At 55.7% G+C, this 19,067-nt stretch carries 16 protein-coding genes and 1 pseudogene; 5 read left to right on the forward strand and 12 right to left on the reverse strand.

The window, feature by feature from the left end:
• The 9 genes from ACOBR2_RS06300 to ACOBR2_RS06340 form a co-directional block, all read right to left on the reverse strand.
• Window positions 1–828 (reverse strand): HesA/MoeB/ThiF family protein, encoded by an 828-nt coding sequence (locus ACOBR2_RS06300; protein ID WP_420239193.1) that lies wholly within the window; start codon window positions 826–828, stop codon window positions 1–3.
• A complete protein-coding gene (locus ACOBR2_RS06305) occupies window positions 825–2,057 on the reverse strand; it encodes an O-acetylhomoserine aminocarboxypropyltransferase/cysteine synthase family protein (RefSeq protein ID WP_420239194.1) in 1,233 nt (410 codons plus the stop codon). Before ACOBR2_RS06305 ends, ACOBR2_RS06300 begins: the two co-directional genes overlap by 4 nt.
• Entirely contained in the window at window positions 2,054–2,548 is a 495-nt protein-coding gene (gene thiS / locus ACOBR2_RS06310) for a sulfur carrier protein ThiS (protein ID WP_420239195.1), read from the reverse strand. Before thiS ends, ACOBR2_RS06305 begins: the two co-directional genes overlap by 4 nt.
• Before the next feature lie 146 nt (window positions 2,549–2,694).
• Window positions 2,695–4,569, reverse strand: a complete 1,875-nt coding sequence (locus ACOBR2_RS06315; protein WP_420239196.1) for an arylsulfatase — start codon at window positions 4,567–4,569, stop codon at window positions 2,695–2,697.
• 76 nt (window positions 4,570–4,645) lie between these two features.
• Window positions 4,646–7,915 (reverse strand): carboxypeptidase regulatory-like domain-containing protein, encoded by a 3,270-nt coding sequence (locus ACOBR2_RS06320; RefSeq protein WP_420239197.1) that lies wholly within the window; start codon window positions 7,913–7,915, stop codon window positions 4,646–4,648.
• Between the two features lie 568 nt (window positions 7,916–8,483).
• The gene (locus ACOBR2_RS06325; RefSeq protein ID WP_420239198.1) at window positions 8,484–8,684 is read right to left on the reverse strand and encodes a hypothetical protein; all 201 of its coding nucleotides are present in this window, start codon (window positions 8,682–8,684) and stop codon (window positions 8,484–8,486) included.
• Window positions 8,681–10,963, reverse strand: coding sequence for a glycosyltransferase family 4 protein (locus ACOBR2_RS06330; RefSeq protein ID WP_420239199.1), 2,283 nt, complete (start codon window positions 10,961–10,963; stop codon window positions 8,681–8,683). Before ACOBR2_RS06330 ends, ACOBR2_RS06325 begins: the two co-directional genes overlap by 4 nt.
• Before the next feature lie 234 nt (window positions 10,964–11,197).
• On the reverse strand, window positions 11,198–11,548 hold the full coding sequence (locus tag ACOBR2_RS06335) for a hypothetical protein (protein WP_420239200.1): 351 nt from the start codon (window positions 11,546–11,548) through the stop codon (window positions 11,198–11,200).
• The gene (locus tag ACOBR2_RS06340; RefSeq protein ID WP_420239201.1) at window positions 11,545–11,790 is read right to left on the reverse strand and encodes a hypothetical protein; all 246 of its coding nucleotides are present in this window, start codon (window positions 11,788–11,790) and stop codon (window positions 11,545–11,547) included. The genes ACOBR2_RS06335 and ACOBR2_RS06340 overlap by 4 nt, the downstream gene beginning before the upstream one ends.
• A 258-nt stretch (window positions 11,791–12,048) precedes the next feature.
• On the opposite strand from ACOBR2_RS06340, the gene ACOBR2_RS06345 reads away from it, so the two are divergent.
• From ACOBR2_RS06345 to ACOBR2_RS06360, 4 genes are all read left to right on the forward strand, one after another.
• Window positions 12,049–13,713: a B12-binding domain-containing radical SAM protein gene (locus tag ACOBR2_RS06345; protein WP_420239202.1), complete on the forward strand. Its 1,665-nt coding sequence runs from the start codon at window positions 12,049–12,051 to the stop codon at window positions 13,711–13,713.
• A gap of 511 nt (window positions 13,714–14,224) precedes the next feature.
• Window positions 14,225–14,620, forward strand: coding sequence for a Crp/Fnr family transcriptional regulator (locus ACOBR2_RS06350; RefSeq protein WP_420239203.1), 396 nt, complete (start codon window positions 14,225–14,227; stop codon window positions 14,618–14,620).
• Window positions 14,621–14,670: 50 nt separating this feature from the next.
• Window positions 14,671–15,402, forward strand: a complete 732-nt coding sequence (locus ACOBR2_RS06355; protein WP_420239204.1) for a response regulator — start codon at window positions 14,671–14,673, stop codon at window positions 15,400–15,402.
• A gap of 815 nt (window positions 15,403–16,217) precedes the next feature.
• Window positions 16,218–17,405: a tyrosine-type recombinase/integrase gene (locus tag ACOBR2_RS06360; protein WP_420239205.1), complete on the forward strand. Its 1,188-nt coding sequence runs from the start codon at window positions 16,218–16,220 to the stop codon at window positions 17,403–17,405.
• Between the two features lie 13 nt (window positions 17,406–17,418).
• Here the strand turns inward: ACOBR2_RS06360 and ACOBR2_RS06365 are convergent, their stop codons facing one another.
• Together ACOBR2_RS06365 and ACOBR2_RS06370 are read right to left on the reverse strand one after the other, a co-directional pair.
• Window positions 17,419–17,709 carry a HigA family addiction module antitoxin gene (locus tag ACOBR2_RS06365; RefSeq protein WP_420239206.1) on the reverse strand — a complete coding sequence of 97 codons (291 nt, stop codon included), beginning with the start codon at window positions 17,707–17,709 and terminating at the stop codon, window positions 17,419–17,421.
• 9 nt (window positions 17,710–17,718) lie between these two features.
• On the reverse strand, window positions 17,719–17,997 hold the full coding sequence (locus tag ACOBR2_RS06370; protein WP_420239207.1) for a type II toxin-antitoxin system RelE/ParE family toxin: 279 nt from the start codon (window positions 17,995–17,997) through the stop codon (window positions 17,719–17,721).
• Between the two features lie 56 nt (window positions 17,998–18,053).
• On the opposite strand from ACOBR2_RS06370, the gene ACOBR2_RS06375 reads away from it, so the two are divergent.
• A complete protein-coding gene (locus tag ACOBR2_RS06375) occupies window positions 18,054–18,176 on the forward strand; it encodes a hypothetical protein (RefSeq protein ID WP_420239208.1) in 123 nt (40 codons plus the stop codon).
• A gap of 120 nt (window positions 18,177–18,296) precedes the next feature.
• Here the strand turns inward: ACOBR2_RS06375 and ACOBR2_RS06380 are convergent.
• Window positions 18,297–19,043, reverse strand: a pseudogene (locus ACOBR2_RS06380) (IS5 family transposase); the annotation flags it as partial.
• Window positions 19,044–19,067: the final 24 nt, after the last annotated feature.

The raw sequence follows: 19,067 nt of genomic DNA on the forward strand, positions 1-19,067 counted from the left end.
CTACCTCCCCTGCGTGCTTTTCAGCTCGCACACCTGCTGGGCCTCGTCCTGCAATTCATGGAGGGTGGGCTGCTCACCGCAGACGGCGCAGCGCCGGTTGGGCTTGAAGCGGGCTTTGCGGAAGTCGAGCGTTTTGGCGTCAAAGCTGAGCAGGGTGTTGGTCAGCAAGTCGCCGGTGCCGAGGATGAATTTGAGGGCTTCCACGGCCTGAATGGTGCCCAGCATTCCGGCCACAGCGCCCAGAATTCCGGCCTGCGAACAGGTGGGTACGGCATCGGGCGGCGGAGGTGCCTGGAAGACGCAGCGATAGCAGGCGGACTGGCCGGGAAGCACCGTCATGGTCTGCCCGTTGAAGCGCAGAATGCCGCCATGCGAGAAGGGCTTTTTCTCCAGCACGCATGCATCGTTGATCAGGAATTTGGCGGCAAAGTTATCGGTGCCGTCGAGGATGAAGTCGTACTCGCGCAGGATGGGGCGGATGTTGGAGGCGAGCAGAAATTCGTGATAGGTCTTCACCACCACATCAGGGTTGATGGCGCGCATCTTTTGTGCTGCAGACTCCACCTTGGGCTTGCCCAGATCGGCGGTAAAGTGAATCACCTGCCGCTGCAGGTTGGAAAGGTCCACCACATCGGCGTCTGCAATGCCGATGGTGCCTACGCCGGCCGCAGCCAGATAGAGCGCGATGGGGGAACCGAGTCCGCCTGCGCCAATCACCAGCACTTTGGCGTCGAAGAGTTTCTGCTGCCCTTCAATGCCCACGTCCTTGAGCAGAATGTGCCTGCTGTAGCGCTCCAGCCGTTCTTCCGTAAATTCCAGTTCGCTCATAACACCGCCAATCCTTGTTGCAGATCCGTGATCAGATCGGCGGCATCTTCAATGCCCACCGAAAGCCGCAGCATGGCTTCACTTACGCCCATGGCCTGTTTTTCTTCCGCGTTATAGTCGCAGAAGATGGTGGAAGCCGGATGGAGAATGAGCGATTTATTGTCGTTGATGTTGGTCGCGCGGCGAATCAGGTTCAATGCATTCTGCAGAGCAAAAGCCGCAGCGCGATCCTGCAAATCAAAAGTGAGAATGCCGCCCACGCCCTTGGGGAACTGCTTTTTCGCCAGTTCGTATGCGGGCGAAGAGGGCAGGCCGGGGTAGTTCACCTGCTTGACCTGAGGCTGATGGCTGAGCCACTGTGCAACCTCAAGCGCGTTGGCCGTGCTGCGATCAATGCGCAGGGGCAGCGTCTCCAGCCCCAGCGTCTGCAGAAAGGCATTGTGCGGGGCAAGGCATGCGCCGGTGTTGCGGAAGACCTCACGCCGCAGCGTGGCCACCAGTGCGCCGGGGCCGAACTTGCGGGCGGCCGTGGCCAGCCGTGGAGTCTGCTTCCAGTCAAAGATGCCGTTGTCCAGAATCAGCCCGCCCATGGTGGTAGCGCCGCCGCTGATGTACTTGGTGGAGGAAATCACTTCAACGTCAACGCCGTAATCTTTGGAGCGGAAGAGGTAGGGCGTGGTGACGGTTCCATCCAGAACCACCGGCACGCCGCGCGCGTGGGCCACCTTGGTGATGGCGGCAATGTCGGCCACCTGCATCTGAGGATTGGTGATGACCTCCAGAAAAATGGCGCGGGTTTTGTCGTCGATGGCCGCGGCAATCTCTTCCGGCTTGGCCATGTTCACGTAGCGGGTTTCAAGGCCCCACGGTTTGAAGGTGTCTTCAAAGAGGGAGTAGGTGTTGCCGAAGATCCAGTTGGTGGTAACGATGTTGGAACCAGCTTCAGCCAGCGTCATAAGCACGTTGCTGATGGCGGCCATGCCAGAAGAGACTGCGACCACGGCAAAGGCATCGGCCAGCAGGCGCACACGGCGTTCGAACTCGTCTACGGTGGGATTGCTGATGCGGGTGTAGGCATGGGAAGGCTTGCGCCCTTCAAAGGCCAGACGTATGGAATCCGCATCGGGGAACTCGAAGGCTACGCCATCAAAGAGCGGCGGTCGCAGGGCTCCGTGTGCATCGGGGCGCAGATTTTCTCCGTGAATGGCCTTGGTTGCAAAGGCTGTCATCGGCTGCCACCGCCCATGAAGTAAATGAAGTCGATCTCATCGCCTTCCGCAAGCAGTGTCGATGCGAACTTCGTTCTGCCGACAAATTCTCCGTTGCGCTGCACGGAAACCGTCTCAACCGACTCGACGCCGCTGGCGATTAGAAGATCGGCAATAGAAAGGCTTGCCGCTTCGAAGGATTGTTTTTCTCCGTTGACTTCAATGTTCATCCCGTTCCTCGTTCCTGAATTCCTGTGCATGTTGTCGTCCGGCGCACAAAAGCAGAAAACCCACCGCGCCGGTGGCGGGTGGGTCGTTGGGAATCCGATTCTATGTGGAATCAGCTTGCCAGACACACCCGCTCTGAGCCGCAAGGACAGCAGCACATACAGAGCGCGATCTGGATCTGGCAAATCATCTTCAAGTTCTCCGCAATCGGAAGTGCAGAACGGCTGCGTCCCAAAAGGTGGGAATAAAAACGGCTGCAGGACTTCCGAAGGCTTACTGGTCAATGTAATGAGCCGATGTTTTTTTGTCAATTTTGGCAGGGGCGCATTTTTGCGTAGTGGGAAGGGCAAAAAACAAGCGCAGGCGCATGGAGAGTGCTCTCCGAGCGCCTGCGCGTTGCTCTAGTAACGATTGCAGAACGGAACTGTGCTTACTGGTTTCCGCCGGCCTTGGTAATGTCCTTCACCGCATCGGAGAAAGACTTTGCGTCCTTGCCGTGATGGATGCGTCCGCTCAGTACGTCATCCCAGGTGATGAAGGGGGCGAGGTTGTGTGCTTTGGCCTGCGCTTCAAACTCGGCCTTCAACTCGGCCAGCTTCTCCGGATTTTTCTTGGCCAGGTCGATGCGTTCGGTGGGATCGTCGTTCAGGTTGTAGAGTTCCCAGGCATTTTCATCAAAGGCCTGATGGCTGGCCAGATTGCCGGTGATGAAGCTGCTGGGGTAGGCCAGTTCGGCCTTCCAGCCATCCTTGTAGATGGAGCGGGAGCCGAAGATGTAGTAGTACTGCTCGTTGTGGTGCCAGAGTGCCTTGGCATCGTTGATGGAGTCGGCAAAGGAGAAGCCTTCAATCGGCTGCTGCTGGACGCTGCGAATCTGGGCGGGAGCCTTGATGCCGATCAGATCGAGCGTGGTGGGCAGCACATCAATGACGTGGCTGTACTGAGTGCGGATTCCGCCCTTTTCCGTGATGCCCTTCGGCCAGTAGACGATCAGCGGATTGTGCGTGCCGCCTTCGCTGTTGGCGTCCTGCTTCCAGAACTTGAACGGCGTGTTGGCGGCCTGTGCCCAGCCCAGCGGATAGTTGCCTTCCACGGCCTGCGCTGTACCGATTTCGCCGATCTTGGCCAGGTTGTAATTAACGTTTTCCTGTTCGGTGAGCGGCTTGCTCCACAGGCTGCGGTCGATGTTGCCGTTCAGTGTGCCTTCCTTGCTGGCGCCGTTATCGCCGATGGAGATGAAGATCAGCGTGTTGTCGAGTTGGCCAGCCTCCTTCAGGTGATTGACCAGACGGCCCACTTCAAAGTCCGTGTAGGTCAGGTAGCCTGCGTAGACTTCAAAGAAGCGCGCATAGAGCTTCTGCTCATCGGGCGTCAGCTTCTCCCACTCCTTGATGTTGGGATTGCGCTCAGGCAATACTGCATTGGCAGGAATCACACCCAGCTTCTTCTGCCGCTCGAAGACCTCTTTCCGATAAGCATCCCAACCCTTGTCAAACTTGCCCTTGTACTGATCGCTCCAGTATTTGTCCACCTGATGCGGCGCATGGGTTGCGCCCGGCGCGTAGTAAAGGAAGAAGGGTTTGCCGGGCGCGGCCTTCTGCTGACGGTCGATGTAGGCGATGGCCTTGTCGGTGATCTGGTCGTTCAGATGGCGGCCGTCGGGACGCACGTGCGCCTGATCTTCCACCAGGTCGGGCTTGTACTGGTCGGTCTGCGAGCCGAGGAAGCCAAAGAAGTGATCAAAGCCCTTGCCGGTAGGCCAATGATCGAAGGGGCCGGCGTCGGTGGCTTCTTCGTCGGGTGTAATGCCAAATTTGCCCACCGCAAAGGTGTTGTAGCCGTTGTCGCGCAGAATCTCGGCGACGGTGCCAGCGGTGGCGGGCACGCGGCCATCCCAGCCGGGGAATCCAGCCGACATTACCGTATGTGAGAAGCCCGATTCATGCACCGATGCGCTGTTGCGGCCAGTGAGCAATGCAGCGCGCGTAGGAGCGCAGATGGCCGTGGTGTGGAAGTTTGTATAGCGCAGGCCGTTGTTGGCCAGCGTGTCAAAGGTGGGTGTTTGGATGAGTCCGCCAAAGGCTTCCGATGCGCCGTAGCCTACGTCGTCAAGCAGAATCCACACCACGTTGGGTGCGCCTGCCGGGGCTTTCACCGGCTCAGGCCACCACTCCTTCGATTCGGCCAGCGTGCGCCCCACCACGCCCTGGTAGGGTTGGGCGCTTTGCGCATGCAGTGCGAGCCTGGCTCCAGTGGCAAGAATCAGCGTTGAGGTGAATGCCTTCAATACATTTTTCTTTTTCATGACGCTCCTGCTTTTGTTGGTCATCGAATGATGATTGGTTGAGGAAAGGATCAGACTGCGGTTGAACCATCAGCCGTTAGAAGGTATATTTGGCCGCCACCTGAATCTCGCGCGAGGTGCGCTGCAGCGTGGTGGGTGAGCCTGCCGAAGAGATGGTGCCAAAGGTCGAGGTGCCAACCACAGCGCTAGGATTGTTGAACTGCGGCGTGTTGAACAGGTTGAAGGTTTCAGCGCGTAATTCAAGCGCCTGCGCCTGTTTGATTACGAAGTGTTTGAAGAGCGAGAAGTCAATGTCCTTGGTGCCGGGACCCTGCAGAATATTGCGGCCAGAGTTATAGTCGCTCCAGTTATCGGTTCCGGGGTTGGAGAAGTCGGCCGTGTTGAACCACTTCTTGATGGTGCGCTGGCCGGTGGGCAGTGCGCCGTTGCCGCTGGTGCCGATGAACTTGGCGCGGGTCGTAATAGCATCGCTGATGCCCAGGCTGTTGGAGCCGGTGGTGATGGAGAACGGAATGCCGTCGGAGTAGGTGGCGATGGCGTTTACCTGCCAGCCCTCAACCACCGGCTTCAACCTGCCTGCATGCGTGAAGGGCAGCGTGTAATTGACGCTGGCGGCAAAGCGGTTGGGAATGTTGTTGTCGGAGTTGCCGTAGTCGGCGTGTGGATTATAAGAGTTCACTACGGTGCCAAGATTGTTGGAGTTTTCGTCGAGCGCGTGGCTGTAGGTGTAGCTGGCCAGATAGCTGAGGTTCTTGCCGCGGCGCTCGGCAGTTACTTGCAGGCCGCTGTAGTTGGAGACCAGCGCCGTCTTCAGCTGCCAGATTTGCGCGAAGTAAGGATAGGGCCGCCGCGTGCTGAGTGCCGTTGTGCCGGGCGTGGCCTGATTGATGTCGAACAGGCCCTGCAGATGCACACCAACGTTGCCCACATAAGCGATGGTGATGCGGTTGGTGCTGCCAATCTGCTGTTGGATGCTGGCGTGCCACTGTTCGCTGTAAGGCGTCTTGGCGTGCGGGTCCTGAGCGAAGAGCGGAGCCCCCTGTGGTGCGCCGGTGGTGTCGCGGGTGTGCGTGAAGCCATTTGAAACCCAGTTGAAACCCGTTGCCGCATAGCCATTGGCATTGTTGAAGGCCCAGTAATCAATGGCCGGAGCGTTCATCGACAAACCCGAAGAGTTGGTGACGGTGGGGGCTTCGTAGTAGATGCCGTAACCCGCATGGAAGCTGGTCTTTTCGAAGATGCGGGCGGAGATGCCTACGCGCGGCGAGAAGTTTAGGTTCTGTCCGTTGGCACCCGAACGCGAGACGCCGTTGCTACCCACCTGAAAGACCTGCGTGGTGGAAATGGACGGATCGAACTGATACATCTTGTTGTTGACTTCGGTCCACGGCCAGCCAAGGAAGTTATCGTAGCGCAGGCCCAGGTTAAGCGTCACGCGGCTGTTCAGTTTGTAACTGTCCTGCACGTAGCCCGATAGGTCCAGCTGGCGAAAACCGCGCGTGCCCTGCTGATACTCATAGGTTCCGCTGTAAGGCGCGCCCAGCAGAAGGTCGGCCAGGCCCAGGCCGGTAAAGTTTCCGGTGAAGGCCATTGTGCCGTGCTCGGCGGCGGTCTGGTACATGTTGTATTGCAGACGCACAATCTCTACGCCAAAATCAAAGGAGTGCTTACCGTGCAGCCAGCTCACGTTGTCGTTGCTCTGGTAGTTATTGGTGCCAATCTGCGCGGGGCTGTTGGAAGCATCACCGATCGATGAAATGCCGGTGGTCGACAGCACCGGCAAACCATCCGTATGCGCCACGTCGTTCGACTGGATGACGCCGGGAATGCCGAGTGTGGTGGAAAGGCCAAGTCCCTGATCGAAATTCTGCGCGGCGATGAAGATGCGCGACCAGCCAAAACGCACGGTGTTGAGCAGCGAGGGCGAAAGGATATGCGTCTCGCTCAGCACTGCCTGATAGGCAGGCTGTTGGGCAGGACCACTGATGTTGGCGCCCACCAGCGGCGTAGGCAAAGTGCCCGGTTGAAGAATGTCATCGTAGGAATGGCTAAAGCGCACAAAGGCGTTGTCGGATTGCCAGAACTGATGATCGACCTTCACGTCGTAGGCGTTGCTATTGTCAATGCGCTGCGGCGAGTAGCGATAGTTGTTGGCCGTTGTTGTGCCGGCGATGTTAGGGCTGGCGTACTTAGAGAAGAGGGCAAGAATATTCTGTCCGACGATGGACTGGGCCGAAGTCAGATAGGAAGAGGGAATCACGTTGCCGGAAAAGGCCGTGCCCGTGGTCGGATTTTTGACCGTGGTGGAGTAGTAGGAGAAGTCGCCCACACCCTGCGGACCCCAGTCAGGAACGGTGCTGATGTAGGTTAGGCCCTGGCCGGTGCGCTGCCCGGCGTAATCGGCAAAGAAGAAGGTACGCGGATTCTTCTGGTGCCAGAGCGGACCACCGAAGGTCGCGCCGAAGGAGTTCATGCGGAAGCCTGGCTTGGCCGCGTCGTAGTAGTTTTTCGCATCGAGTGAAGAGTTGCGCAGAAAGTCGAAAACTTCGCCGTGATACTGATTGCTGCCCGACTTGAAGACCACGTTGATGACGCCGCCAGCGGCACGTCCGTAACGGGCATCGGCGTCGGTGGTTTCTTCGCGGAACTCTTCCACCGCATCGATGGGAGGAAAGATGATGACGCCCAGGCCGTTGTGGTTCTCGTTGTCGCCAATGCCGTCCAGCAGAAAGCGATTGTCGGTGAGGCGCTGACCGTTGATGACGTAAGCTGACGGGCCACGCTGCTGGGCGTAGGGAATGCTGCCGGCAAGCTGCGACTGGCCGGGTACAACGCCCGCGCCCAGTCCGAGCAGTTCAGTGAAGTTGCGGCCATTCAGAGGCAGATTGCGGACCGCCTCCTGCGTGCGCAGGTTGGAAACCGTTGAGGTGTCAGTGTCGAACTGTACGGTGGTGGCTTCCACTTCAACCGTCTCGGTTGCCCCGCCAATCGCCAGCACAAACTCAGCCGAGATGCGTTGTGCAACTTCAAGGCGAACGTGCTTCAGCACGCTTTTGAAGCCGGGTGCGTTCACCTGCACGTCATAGTCGCCCGGGGTAAGCGGCGGTGAAACGAAGATGCCCTGCCCGTCGCTGGTGGTATCCGTTACGATGCCGGTTGCAATGTTTTTCAGCTTAACGTGCGCCTGTCCGATTACTGCGCTCGAAGCATCCTTCACCTGCCCGGTAATCAAGCCCTTTTCCACTTGGGCAAATGCTGGTATGGCTGCCAGCAGAACAAAAAGAACAATCTGCAATCCTGTGTTCTGGTGAGCACGGTTGCGCATATTTTGCAAGAAATTCAACACTACTGCCTCCGAAAGCGGCTAACTTTGCCGCAAGAAAATGGGCTCACGACGGAATGTCGTGAGCCCTGGCTTTGCGCGTCTTGGCGCTTATGCCTGCTAGGTGGAGTAGATGCACTTGGCCACGACGTCCAAGAGATCCAGACGGAACTGGAGGCTCTTGCGACAACAGTTGGCCATGGCGGAAGTGCTCTGCTTCATCAAAGTCATCAATTTTCCTCTCTTCTGATTTGCTTTGGATTACGGCTTTGAGGCACAGCCGTTGCAGAGTGCAAACGCGGCCTCACAGCTGCGGGTGCAGCACTGCGAAGATGCCTGAAAGCCGATGAAGTGAAAGGGAAATGAGGGGATTTACAGGGAGTGCTTTAACAACAACGACACGCGCGACGGGGAGCCGACGTGGACGCCATGGAATTCAGCCTCGGGTTGTTGAGAATCAAAACCATATGCTGCTATTCAGCCATGAGCTGGGCGCAGTGTCAAGTATTAATTATTTTTTGTGGGCTGGGCAATGGTACCTGAAATCTGAGCTGGGTACATCTTCCGCATTCTTCAGAGAGTCAGTATGGGATTACTTGGGATCATGGAGCGCAAACCAGTAGTAGCGTCGCCAGCAGAACATGCAACGAATCGGTCGCAAGACAAACATGCGAAATATCTCGTCGATGGGGCGCATCTCCGCCGCCTTGAACTGGGCGGAGTTGCAGCAAGGGCATTTGCGCGAAGTCAGAATCAGATGGGGCAGCCAGCTTGGCCAGTTCCATCTGTTCAATGGGATCTCATTTCCAGATGCAGTTCGTTCAGGTCAGTTACATTTCCTTCGCGCATATCAAGCAGTGCCATCAGGAAGGAAAGCGTTGATTCGGCCCCCTGATTTTCATTGACGCGGTCGGGATGGAGCCCGTCCCTGCAGCCTCCGGTAAACGTATCGTAAAGCTGAACCTGTAAATCGTTCTTGCCCAGAAACCATTCAAAGGCGTGCTGTGCTTTTTCCAGCCAAAGAGGTTCGTGCGTCAGCTTGTATGCCTCCAGGCAGGCGGAGACGGTGGCGCAGGCTTCAACGGGCTGTTGATCAAAGCGGGCTTTTTCCTGTCCTTCACGATAGAAACCATTGGAGCCGATGGGTACAAAGATTTCATCGCTGCCATTTTTCTGCACCGACAAAAGCCACCGGAGAGACTCGGTGCCGGCGGAGATCATCTGCTGATTGTCGCTACGCCATCCGGCTAGCATCAGCGCTTGCGGGAGTCTGGCGTTGGAGTAGGAAAGACTCTTTTCAAACCATTGCCAGGTTGTGGTGCTGCTCTTTTGGTAGATGCTTAATAGCCGGTTGGCCAGCGTGTTGCGTGCTCCCTGCAGCGTTCGGTCGCCGGGGAACCAGTCCAGATAAGCCTGCATGCCCAGAATGCTGAAGGCCCATGCGCGCGGACTGCTGAAGGATAGTGTCGCCGGCATGGCGGCCTGAAAAAGTCGGCCTGCAGCACCGCGTAATCCTGCATCCAGTGAGTGTCCCAGCACGGAGCCCAAGGCCCACAAGGCGCGTCCATGACTGTCTTCTGAACCCACCTCTTCCAGCCACTTCCGGTCGTAACCAAGAAAGTTCCGGAAGCGTCCGGTGTCGGAGTGAAAGGCAAGCCACAAAAATGCCAGATAGCGTTGCGAGAGCCGCGCGTAGTCCTCGCTGTTGGTGTAGAGGGTGGCTTCGTTCAACGCATTCGAGACGATAAGTGCGCGCGCGTTATCGTCGGTCGTGTATCCCTCGCGCGTATTGGGCACGGAGAAGATTGCATGCTGCAGCATGCCGGTGTCGTCGGTCATGCGGATGAGGTGCGCGGGGTTCAGCACTGGCAATGTGTTCAACGTGCAGGGAGGCAGTTCGTCCAGTTGCGCTGGGCGGGGGCGCTGGTTACGCTCAAAACGCGCCCTCTGGAAGCTTGCCATGTAGGCATGCGCCGTCTTTGGCCAGGCTGTCGCGCGCGAAAACAGATAGGCGCGTTTGCGCATGGCGTGGCGCTCCGCTTCGTTTTCAAGAAGATGAAGAACCTCCTGCGCAATCGCATCCGGATCGTCGAAGGGAACAATCACACCGCGCGACTCCGCCAGTAACTCCTTGGCGTGCCAGTAGGGCGTGGAGATGATGGCTTTTCCTGCTCCCAGCGCAATGGCCAGTGTGCCAGAGACCACCTGCGCTTCCTGCCGGTAGGGTGTAATGTAAATGTCCGCCGAACCCACATGCTCAATCAACTCTTCCGTGCTCACAAAGCGGTTATTGAAGATCAGTTGCGCTGAAACTCCCAGTTGCTCTGCCAACGCCTTCAGGCTCTCGCGATATTGCTCGCCTTCACGTTGCCGAATGTGCGGATGGGTAACTCCAGAGACGATGTACACCACGTTCGGTTGTTTTTTCAGGATGGCGGGAAGCGCCCGCACGACATTCTCGATGCCCTTGTTCGGAGACAACAAACCAAAGGTCAGAAGAACGGATTTTCCTTCCGTGCCAAACTTGTCCTTGAAGTAATTCGGATCCACGAAGGGCATTTCGGGCACGCCGTGGGGAATCACATCGATCTTTTCGCCGGGTACCGCATACACCTCACGCAGAAGTGTGGCGGCCAGCTCACTCATGACCACAAGGCGATCAGAAAGTCTTCCAATTTCTTCAAGTACGGTGCGCTGAGCCGCATCGGGAGTGCGTAAGACGGTATGCAAGGTTGTAACTAGCGGCATCTTCAACTTACGCAGCAAAGTTAGAATGTAGTCGCCGGCAATTCCGCCATAAATTCCGTATTCGTGCTGTAAACAGACCAGATCGTTGCCGTTGAAGTTAAGAAAGTCAGCGGCGCGTTCATAGGATTCCCGAGTGTTCTGCTCAAGCTCCAGACGCACTTGTCCCGGATAGTCATAGTGCGATCCCGGATCGTTGACAGGAATGGCAAACAGACGCTCCTGTCCATATTCGGAGGCGAGCGCCGTGCATAGGTCGGTTGTGAACGTGGCAATGCCGCATTCACGAGGAAGGTAGTTTCCGATGAACGCAATGCGTGTGGGCAAGGGGATAAGAGTGGCCGTCGACTCGTATGGAGGCAAGGATGCTGACGCATGACATCCTGTAAGTTTTACCTGGTCTGTAACTTTAATAGGGTACATGGTGCCTGCTTTCATTCGGCTCCGCATTGCACTTTGCGGCAGTTATTCGGGGAGGTGCGATGCCTGGCATACTGAATAGCTATGGAACGGGTCTGTCCTCAGTGATGCCCTGATACGTTTGACCACGCAGGAGTGTGGCTATTGATGAATCAGGCGGGGCTGCAGTGTGACTGTGGCTATATGGAAGCCGAGGTAAGCATCCACCCGCACCGACTCCAGTTCAGCAGCGTTGAACCGCCGGGCGATGCCATCAAGGGCATGAATCACCGCGCGGTCGGTGGCATTTTTCCGGGTGATGCCAAAACCCCTACGAACACAAAAATCCTGCGTCTGTGTAAAGTTCCATCCTGCCCTGCAAATCATTGTGCTGAAGATAGGTGCGACTAGATTTACAATCAGTGCCCAGTCATTATCGAGTGGCTTGCGGAGCGGATTCAGCCGATTGGGAAGAGTACATCCGCCGCGCAGGAAAACCGCGTGCCGGTTCATTTTTTCACGCTCTGCGCGCTTGCTGGAAAGTGAGTAGAGTCTCGCGCCACATCGCCATTCCGGGCGGAATTTTCTAGTTCTATGGGGGTAGATGGAGAGATCTGTTCTGCTGAAACCGGGTCATCCTTCTTTTCGGAGAGATAGGTCTCTTCCTGATTCTTTACAGATAGAAACAGATGAACTTCTCCGTTGTTACGAGGAGAAAAATGACTTTTCACATCGCTCTTTTTGGGGAAACTCATAGCTACTCCAGGGGCGTGGTTGCTTACTTGAACGGGGCTCGTCCAAAGCGAAGCCTGGAATGCTGAAGGCGAGAAGGCTGCAGGTACAACTAACTTGAGCATACGCTGGAATCGAAGTACGTGCCGTTTTTATTATGGGCGTTGATTCTGCAGTGATTGAGCTTTTACAGCGCAGCGCACACTGTACGTAAAAACATTTTCGCACGGTTGCTTTATAAGGTGAGACAATTGGTGCGGGATTGATCCGTTGCATCGTGCATGGCCGCAATCGCTTCCAGTCTGGGAAGCACGACCTTTAACTTACTTGATATTGCCGCGCAGCGCTCTCCCCCCGCAGAGGCGCTGATGAATGCCCTTCTTATTTACCCTAAGTTTCCCGAAACGTTTTGGAGTTTTAAATATGCCCTGGCCTTCCTGGGCAAGCGGGCTGCACAGCCTCCTCTTGGCCTGATGACTGTTGCCGCACTACTGCCGAAAGAGTGGCAGAAGCGCCTTGTCGATACAAACGTTGAGCGGCTGCGCGACCGCGATCTTGACTGGGCGGATGTGGTTTTGCTCAGTGGCATGCATATTCAGCACGAAGACCTTGCCGCAGTGATTGAGCGTTGCCGGGCGCGTGGATTGAAGACCGTGGTGGGTGGGCCCATCGCCAGCAGTGTTCCTCCAGAGGAACTCAAAGCAGACCATGTAGTGATTGGCGAAGCGGAAGAATTGATTGCCCGTTTGGCGCAGGATCTGGAGCAGGGCACAGCCCGGCCGGTTTATCAGGCCAGTGAAAAACCGGACCTGTCGACCAGCCCGATTCCCGACCTGAGTCTGATCAAAATGGATCGCTATTCAACCATGACCGTGCAATATTCACGCGGCTGCCCATTTAACTGCGAGTTTTGCGACATTATTGAAATCTATGGCCGAAAGCCACGCACCAAGGCCGTTGCGCAGGTGCTTGCTGAACTGGATCAGCTACGCGCCGCGGGCTGGCGGGATACGGTCTTTATCGTGGATGATAACTTCATCGGCAACAAGCTGCGCGCCAAAGAATTATGTGCTGCATTGGCCGAATGGCGAAGACAGTCAAAGATAAACTTCGGCTTTATTACCGAAGCATCGCTGAACCTGGCCGACGACCCGGAGTTGATGCAGTTGATGAAAGACGCCGGTTTTCAGTCGGTCTTTCTGGGCATTGAGACACCCGATGAATCCGGCCTGATTGCCAGCAACAAACTGCAGAATACACGTCGCAGCCTGCTGGAGAGTGTCGCGTCCATCCAGAGTTACGGCATGCAGGTGATGGGCGGATTCATTCTTGGTTTTGACACGGATCATGCCGACATCTTTGATCGTATGGTGGAATTTATTCAGAAAAGCGGCATTCCCATTGCCATGGTAGGACTCCTGCAGGCTATGCCGGGCACGCAACTCTTCCGGCGCTTGTGGAAGGAGGGCCGCATCCTGGATGTGGGGCATGGAAACAATACGAGTGAGCATCTGAACTTTTTGCCGCGCATGGATGCAAGGCGGCTGGTCGAAGGTTATCGCTCGGTGCTTAAAGAGATTTACAGCTGCGAGGCCTATTACGAGCGCGTAAAGCTCTACCTGAGCCGCACCCAACCAAAGCCGGGAGAACAGCAAGAAAAGCAATCCTGGGTTACAGGCGACAACGTCCGCGCTCTGTTTACGTCGATTCTCCGGCAGGGCATCTTCAGCCGGCAACGTTGGAGCTACTGGAAGTTTCTGCTGACTGCGGCTACGCGCTATCGGCGTAGTTTTGGTTCTGCAATGACGTTGGCCGTGATGGGATACCACTTCCAGGTAATGACCCACAGGCTATTGAACACTGCGGATTCATCTTTTTTGATGGCACCTTCCGGAGTTGTTGTGGCAGATATTGGCAATGAAAAGGACGCGAACTTTGTAAAGTGAGCTTGATTGCTCAGAAAATGATTATCGGAATTGTTAACGTAAAAAATAGGGAATCAACGTTGATTTTCATACCCCAGGTTCGGACGCTGTGTTCGCCTTCTTGAATTCCGCTGGGAGTGTGAGCGCAACGAATACGGGCATTTGAGGACGGATAAAGCAGGACCTTCCATTGGTTGTGAACCGACCGACTCCTACCATCAGAAGAAGGATGGACCTTGCGTTTGTCGCGAGAGGAATAAGGGCTATCCATGCGTTGTTCCTGGGGGATCGGGAATCTTGAGTTATCGGTGCTGCACGGATGCCATACGGAACGTAGGGTTTATGTCCTAGGCACATTGTGGGGTAGCGAAGGAGATGCTATGAGCAACATCGTCGACACAGAGACAGTGCAACGCTTTTAGCTGAGGGCGACTTTGTTGGGGAGGAGTCGCTCGTCTCGGTTCCTGGTCTTCGTCTGTCCACTGCCACGGCAATTACGGCCTGTACTGCACTCAAGATCGGGCGGCAGGATATGGTGCGTATCATGCATGAGGAGCACACTTTCTCCGATCTGTTTCTAAAGCATCTGGTTTCTCGCAGCATGCGTATTCAGGCCGATCTAATCGATCAACTTTTCAATTCCAGTGAGAAGCGCCTGGCAAGAATTCTTCTGCTGATGGCTCAGTTTGGCCAACGAGGGGATCCGGACCCATTGCTCCCCAGGATATCTCAAGAGGTTCTGGCGGAGATGGTTGGCACTACCCGATCCCGCGTAAGCTTCTTCATGAACCAATTTCGTAAACTAGGTTTTATCGATTACAAGGGCCGCATACGGGTGCATCCAACCTTGCTCAATGTAGTCCTGCATGACCGCTTGCCGGAAGATAAATCGGATAAACAGGGGCGTTTCGGACCTTCAGAGAGGTAGTTCTTCCTGTATTCTTGCGGAGAATTAATAAGTTAGAAACTTGTTCACAATTGATCAGCACTCTAATTAATTTGTCGCCATACTCAAAACAGAAAGCAGCAGAAGTTCTAAAAGGCAGTGCCATGCCTGATGTGTGTAAAAAACTTCTCATCGTCGATGATGAGCCGGCAGTTCGAGTAGCTTTATCGGCAGATCTCGTTGAAGCGGGGTACACCATACAGTTTGCCGAAGACGGTTTCTCTGCACTCCATGAAATTCGTCAGGAGATACCGGATATTCTTCTTGCCGATCTCAATATGCCAGGTATGTCTGGTTTCGAACTGCTTTCGGTGGTCAGACGGCGATTTCCAGCGATTCATACAGTTGCCATGAGTGGGGCATTGGATGGCAGTATAACTCCTGCTGGAGTTACCGCGGATGCCTTTTACGCAAAAGGCTCTGGGATAAGTGCGCTGCTTCATATCCTCCTGACTCTACCATCCATCAAGCAACGCGCCTCGGATGCATCCAGTGCCAAAGAGCCTCTCTGGATTCATCGCAATGAAAATAGCTCTCCCCCAGAAGCACTCGTTACGATTGCCTGTCCTGAGTGTCTGCGCACGTTTGTTTGGACTCTCGATGAACCCTCCAGTCGGACGCAAAGAACCACATGTAAGTATTGCCACATTCCAATTCACTTTTTCCTTTCCCCGTCTGTAAGTCATTCTTCCGCGTCTGTTCTTCACGGTAATTCTGCCGCGACGGAACCTGCGCCAGTGGCCGCTACCCTGTATTACTACTGAGTAGCGGCAAAGGAATATCCAGTGTAGCTTCTTTTGCCAGCGGAATCTCTTGCGGGGAGTCCTCTTGGAGCTGCCTGCTAACCCTAAACCTAAACATAGTAGCTCCCTCAGGAACGCAAGGCCTGTGCAGGGGGACGACATAGAACTTTTGTAGAAGAGAAAACAGAGCCTCTGATGTGATCCTCTGTTCGGGGTGCCAGAAGATTGCTAGAGGGCGGTGTGGATGTATCTCATCGCGGGTGATTGCAAGCGCATTCTACTCAATGTAAAGTTACAATTGGGCGCTGCATGCCACATATATAGAATGGACGCTGGTCTTGGCCATCTGTGCCAGGGTTTGCGTGCACCCCAATCCTTTGCAATATACCGCAAGCGGCGGTTCTGAAGGCCAGTCCTGCTAGCCTCTGAGTGGAGATGTGCAGACCATACTGCCAGTTCTGCAACCCCTTCTGCATAATACTTCTTGAATTTGCAGCAGCCAGCGTCCCGCTCGTGGATGGCCATACGACTTTGTCGGAGTCAACTTCCCAAGCTGAACTTCGCATTGTCAGGCTGTCGATGAAAGTTTCGGGTAGAAGGTCTGAACGGAGCACGGCTGGGAGTGATGCGCGAAAAAAATCCTTGCTCTTGCCTATGACAGCAATCAGTGTATTTGCGGGGAATCTTGCTGGGGTGAGTTTTATTTCTAAAGTATTGATAATAGATAGCTTAATGGAGGAGAGACAGGGATTCGACTCAAAGTTAATGTAAATTGTTGAAAATAAAAGTAAAAGTAAATATTTGTCGCGCTATTGTCGCGCATTTATACTCTAGCTATGGCTAATTTATCTGTTGCGCTGATGATCCGCTACAAGGATGCGGTGGGGAAGTGGCGGCGCTCGCCTGCTGCCCGGGGTAAGAATGGCCGCGTGCGGCCTGGCCACGCCCAGGTGCGCGACCAGCAGGTGGCTGTTGAGCCGTATACCTACGATCTGCGCGTTCATGAGGGCCGGGTATCCAAGTACATTCCTGTGGGGACGAATGCGGCCGAGGCCGACGCGGAGCGGCTGCGTCGGGAGAAGCGGGCGACTGCCGTGGCCGTGGCGGCGGATGCGGGACTGAAGATTGAGATCGACGATGCCCGTGAGACGCTTCTGAAGGCTTCGGGGCGTTACGTGGCCGACGCCGAGGCACGCGGCGCAAAGGAAGCTGCCATGCAGGCGCGGCTTGTGTTGAATGAGTTCCAGACGATCAGCCGCCGTATCTACGTGGACGAGATCGTTCGCGAGGACGTGCTGCGCTTCCATGAGGCGCTAAGAAAGCGTGGCTGCGCGCCGCGCACGGTGGCGAACAAGCACAATCGGCTCAAGTCGTTTCTGTTGTTTGCTAAAGCAGATGCCGGGATTATCCCGCCCGAGCCGCGCTATGATGTGGAACTGCCTACCATGTACTCTCGTGAGCAGATCGCGTCCATCCTGCAGGCCGCTGACCCCTACATGCGCTTGGTGGTCAGCCTGGCGCTCAAGTGTGGGCTACGTGACCAGGAAATCGTACATCTTGAGTGGCGTGATATTGACTGGCATGATGCAGTTTTGCGGGTGCGCAGCAAGCCAGTTTACGGATTCCGCGTCAAAGACAGCGAGGAACGGGACATTCCGGTACAAGACGACCTTCTTGTCGAGTTGGGAGCTTGGCGCACGAAGCATGAAAAGTCTGTGCTGGCGCTGGGCACAAAGTCGGACAAGCCAAACCGGCACCTGTTACGCGTCCTGAAGAGTCTGGCCAAAAAAGCAGGCTTGAACTGTGGCCACTGTGAAGCGTGCGCGAGTAGCGGCCAGTGTGAGCAGTGGACGCTGCACAAGTTCCGGCGCACCTACTGCACTACGCTGCTGCGCTCGGGGATCGATCTGCGGACAGCTCAGGCGTTTATGGGCCACGCCGACATGGCCTCGACGATGCGCTACTTACGGCCAGCATCGAGCATGGAGGTACGTTCCAAGGTGAATGCCGTGGATTTTGGGTGATAGCTGGATTCCGTCAGGCTGCTCGCGGAAATTTGGCGATAGGCGGAATTTTCTTCTGCTTCGCCTGCCATAGGTCGTACTGCGCCTGAAGATCAAGCCAGATTCCGGGGCGGTCTCCGAGGGCTGCGGACAGGCGTAGAGCCATCTCTGCGGTAATGCTGCCGCGCCCATTGAGGATTCTGGACAGCGTTACGCGGCTGACGCCGATGTGACTGGCGAAGTGCGTAACATTCGTGTTGAGGCCCTCGATCCACTCCTGCAGGATTTCTCCAGGATGCGGCGGGTTGAACATTTCTGCGTTCATGGATCCTCCTTAGTGGTAGTCCAGGTAATCGACCAGAATGGCATTCTCGTCCTCAAAGGCGAATATTATGCGCCAGTTGCCATTCACGCTGACGGAAAAGTGTCCCTTCAGGTTGCCGCTCAACTCGTGGAATTTCCACCCCGCGACATTCATATCTGCCGCCGATCTGGCAACGTTCAGACGGCCCAGCCGGACGCCTAGCTTTTTGGCATGGTCTGGCTGTATCCCGGCTTTGCTGCCGGAGTAGAAGAATTTCTCAAGCCCGGCATGTCGGAATGATTGAATCACTAGGAAACTGTATCACTATGCTTTACAGTGGTCAAGGCTGCACAGGAGAGAAGGCGATGGACAAGAAAATCAAGGTGGACGCACTTCCTGAATTTGACGCGGCTCCTTACCTCGACAGCGAAGAAGCTATCGCTGTTTACCTAGGGAGCCTCTGCACAACCCGCGATTTTGCGGTGTAATTACAATGCAATGGGTTCGGAAGTAGTTATAGCCAGAATTGCGGGTTCAGTTGCATCCAGGCGCGGGCTCTACGTGGTTGTTTTTTGTCTCTGGAGGCCGTTTTCCGGCCTCCAGAGACACTACGCCCCCAGCGCGACCAGCCGTTTGCGATTTTGGTAAAGGTTAACCAGGGCAAAGGCCGCGCAAAGCCACTCGTGGTTCTTCCTTAAGCCACGATAGCGCACCTTGGTAAATCCAAAAACGCGCTTCAGAATGCGGAAACACCACTCCACCTTCGATCTAACTCTGGCCTTGGTCGTATTTTTGCGCTTGGCTTCTTCGTCTACATAATTTTTGAACTTGGTGCGGCGGCTGGTCATATCTTGCGCCCCGGGCGCGGCCGCATGAATTGCCTCGGTTTGTCCTTGATAGCCTGCGTCTCCCCAGACTTTCTTCTCTGCGCCGTGCAGTAAGTCAGGCAGCATATGTTTGTCCGCCACGCTGGCCGCAGAGGTGCCGACTGAGTGCACAATGCCCGACTTGCTATCAACGCCAAGGTGCGCTTTCGCGCCGAAGTACCATTGCTGTCCCTTCCTGGTCTGGTGCATCTGAGGATCGCGCTTGCCGGTCGAGTTCTTCGTCGAACTCGGAGCGTTGATAATCGTTGCATCCACGATGGTTCCCGTGCCGATGCGAATGCCCCGGCTGGCTAGAAAGTGGTTCACCGTATCGAGTATCTGGCCGCATAACTCATGTTCTTCGAGCAGGTGGCGGAAGCGCAGAATGGTGCTTTCATCGGGCGCGGAGGCACGGCCCAGATCAACTCCGGCGAAGCGCCGCAACACGGGCGAATCATAGAAAGCTTCTTCCATTCCGGGGTCTGAAAAACCGGCTCTTGACGAGAATGTGTA

Source organism: Telmatobacter bradus, from assembly GCF_048629425.1.
Classification (GTDB): domain Bacteria; phylum Acidobacteriota; class Terriglobia; order Terriglobales; family Acidobacteriaceae; genus Telmatobacter; species Telmatobacter bradus.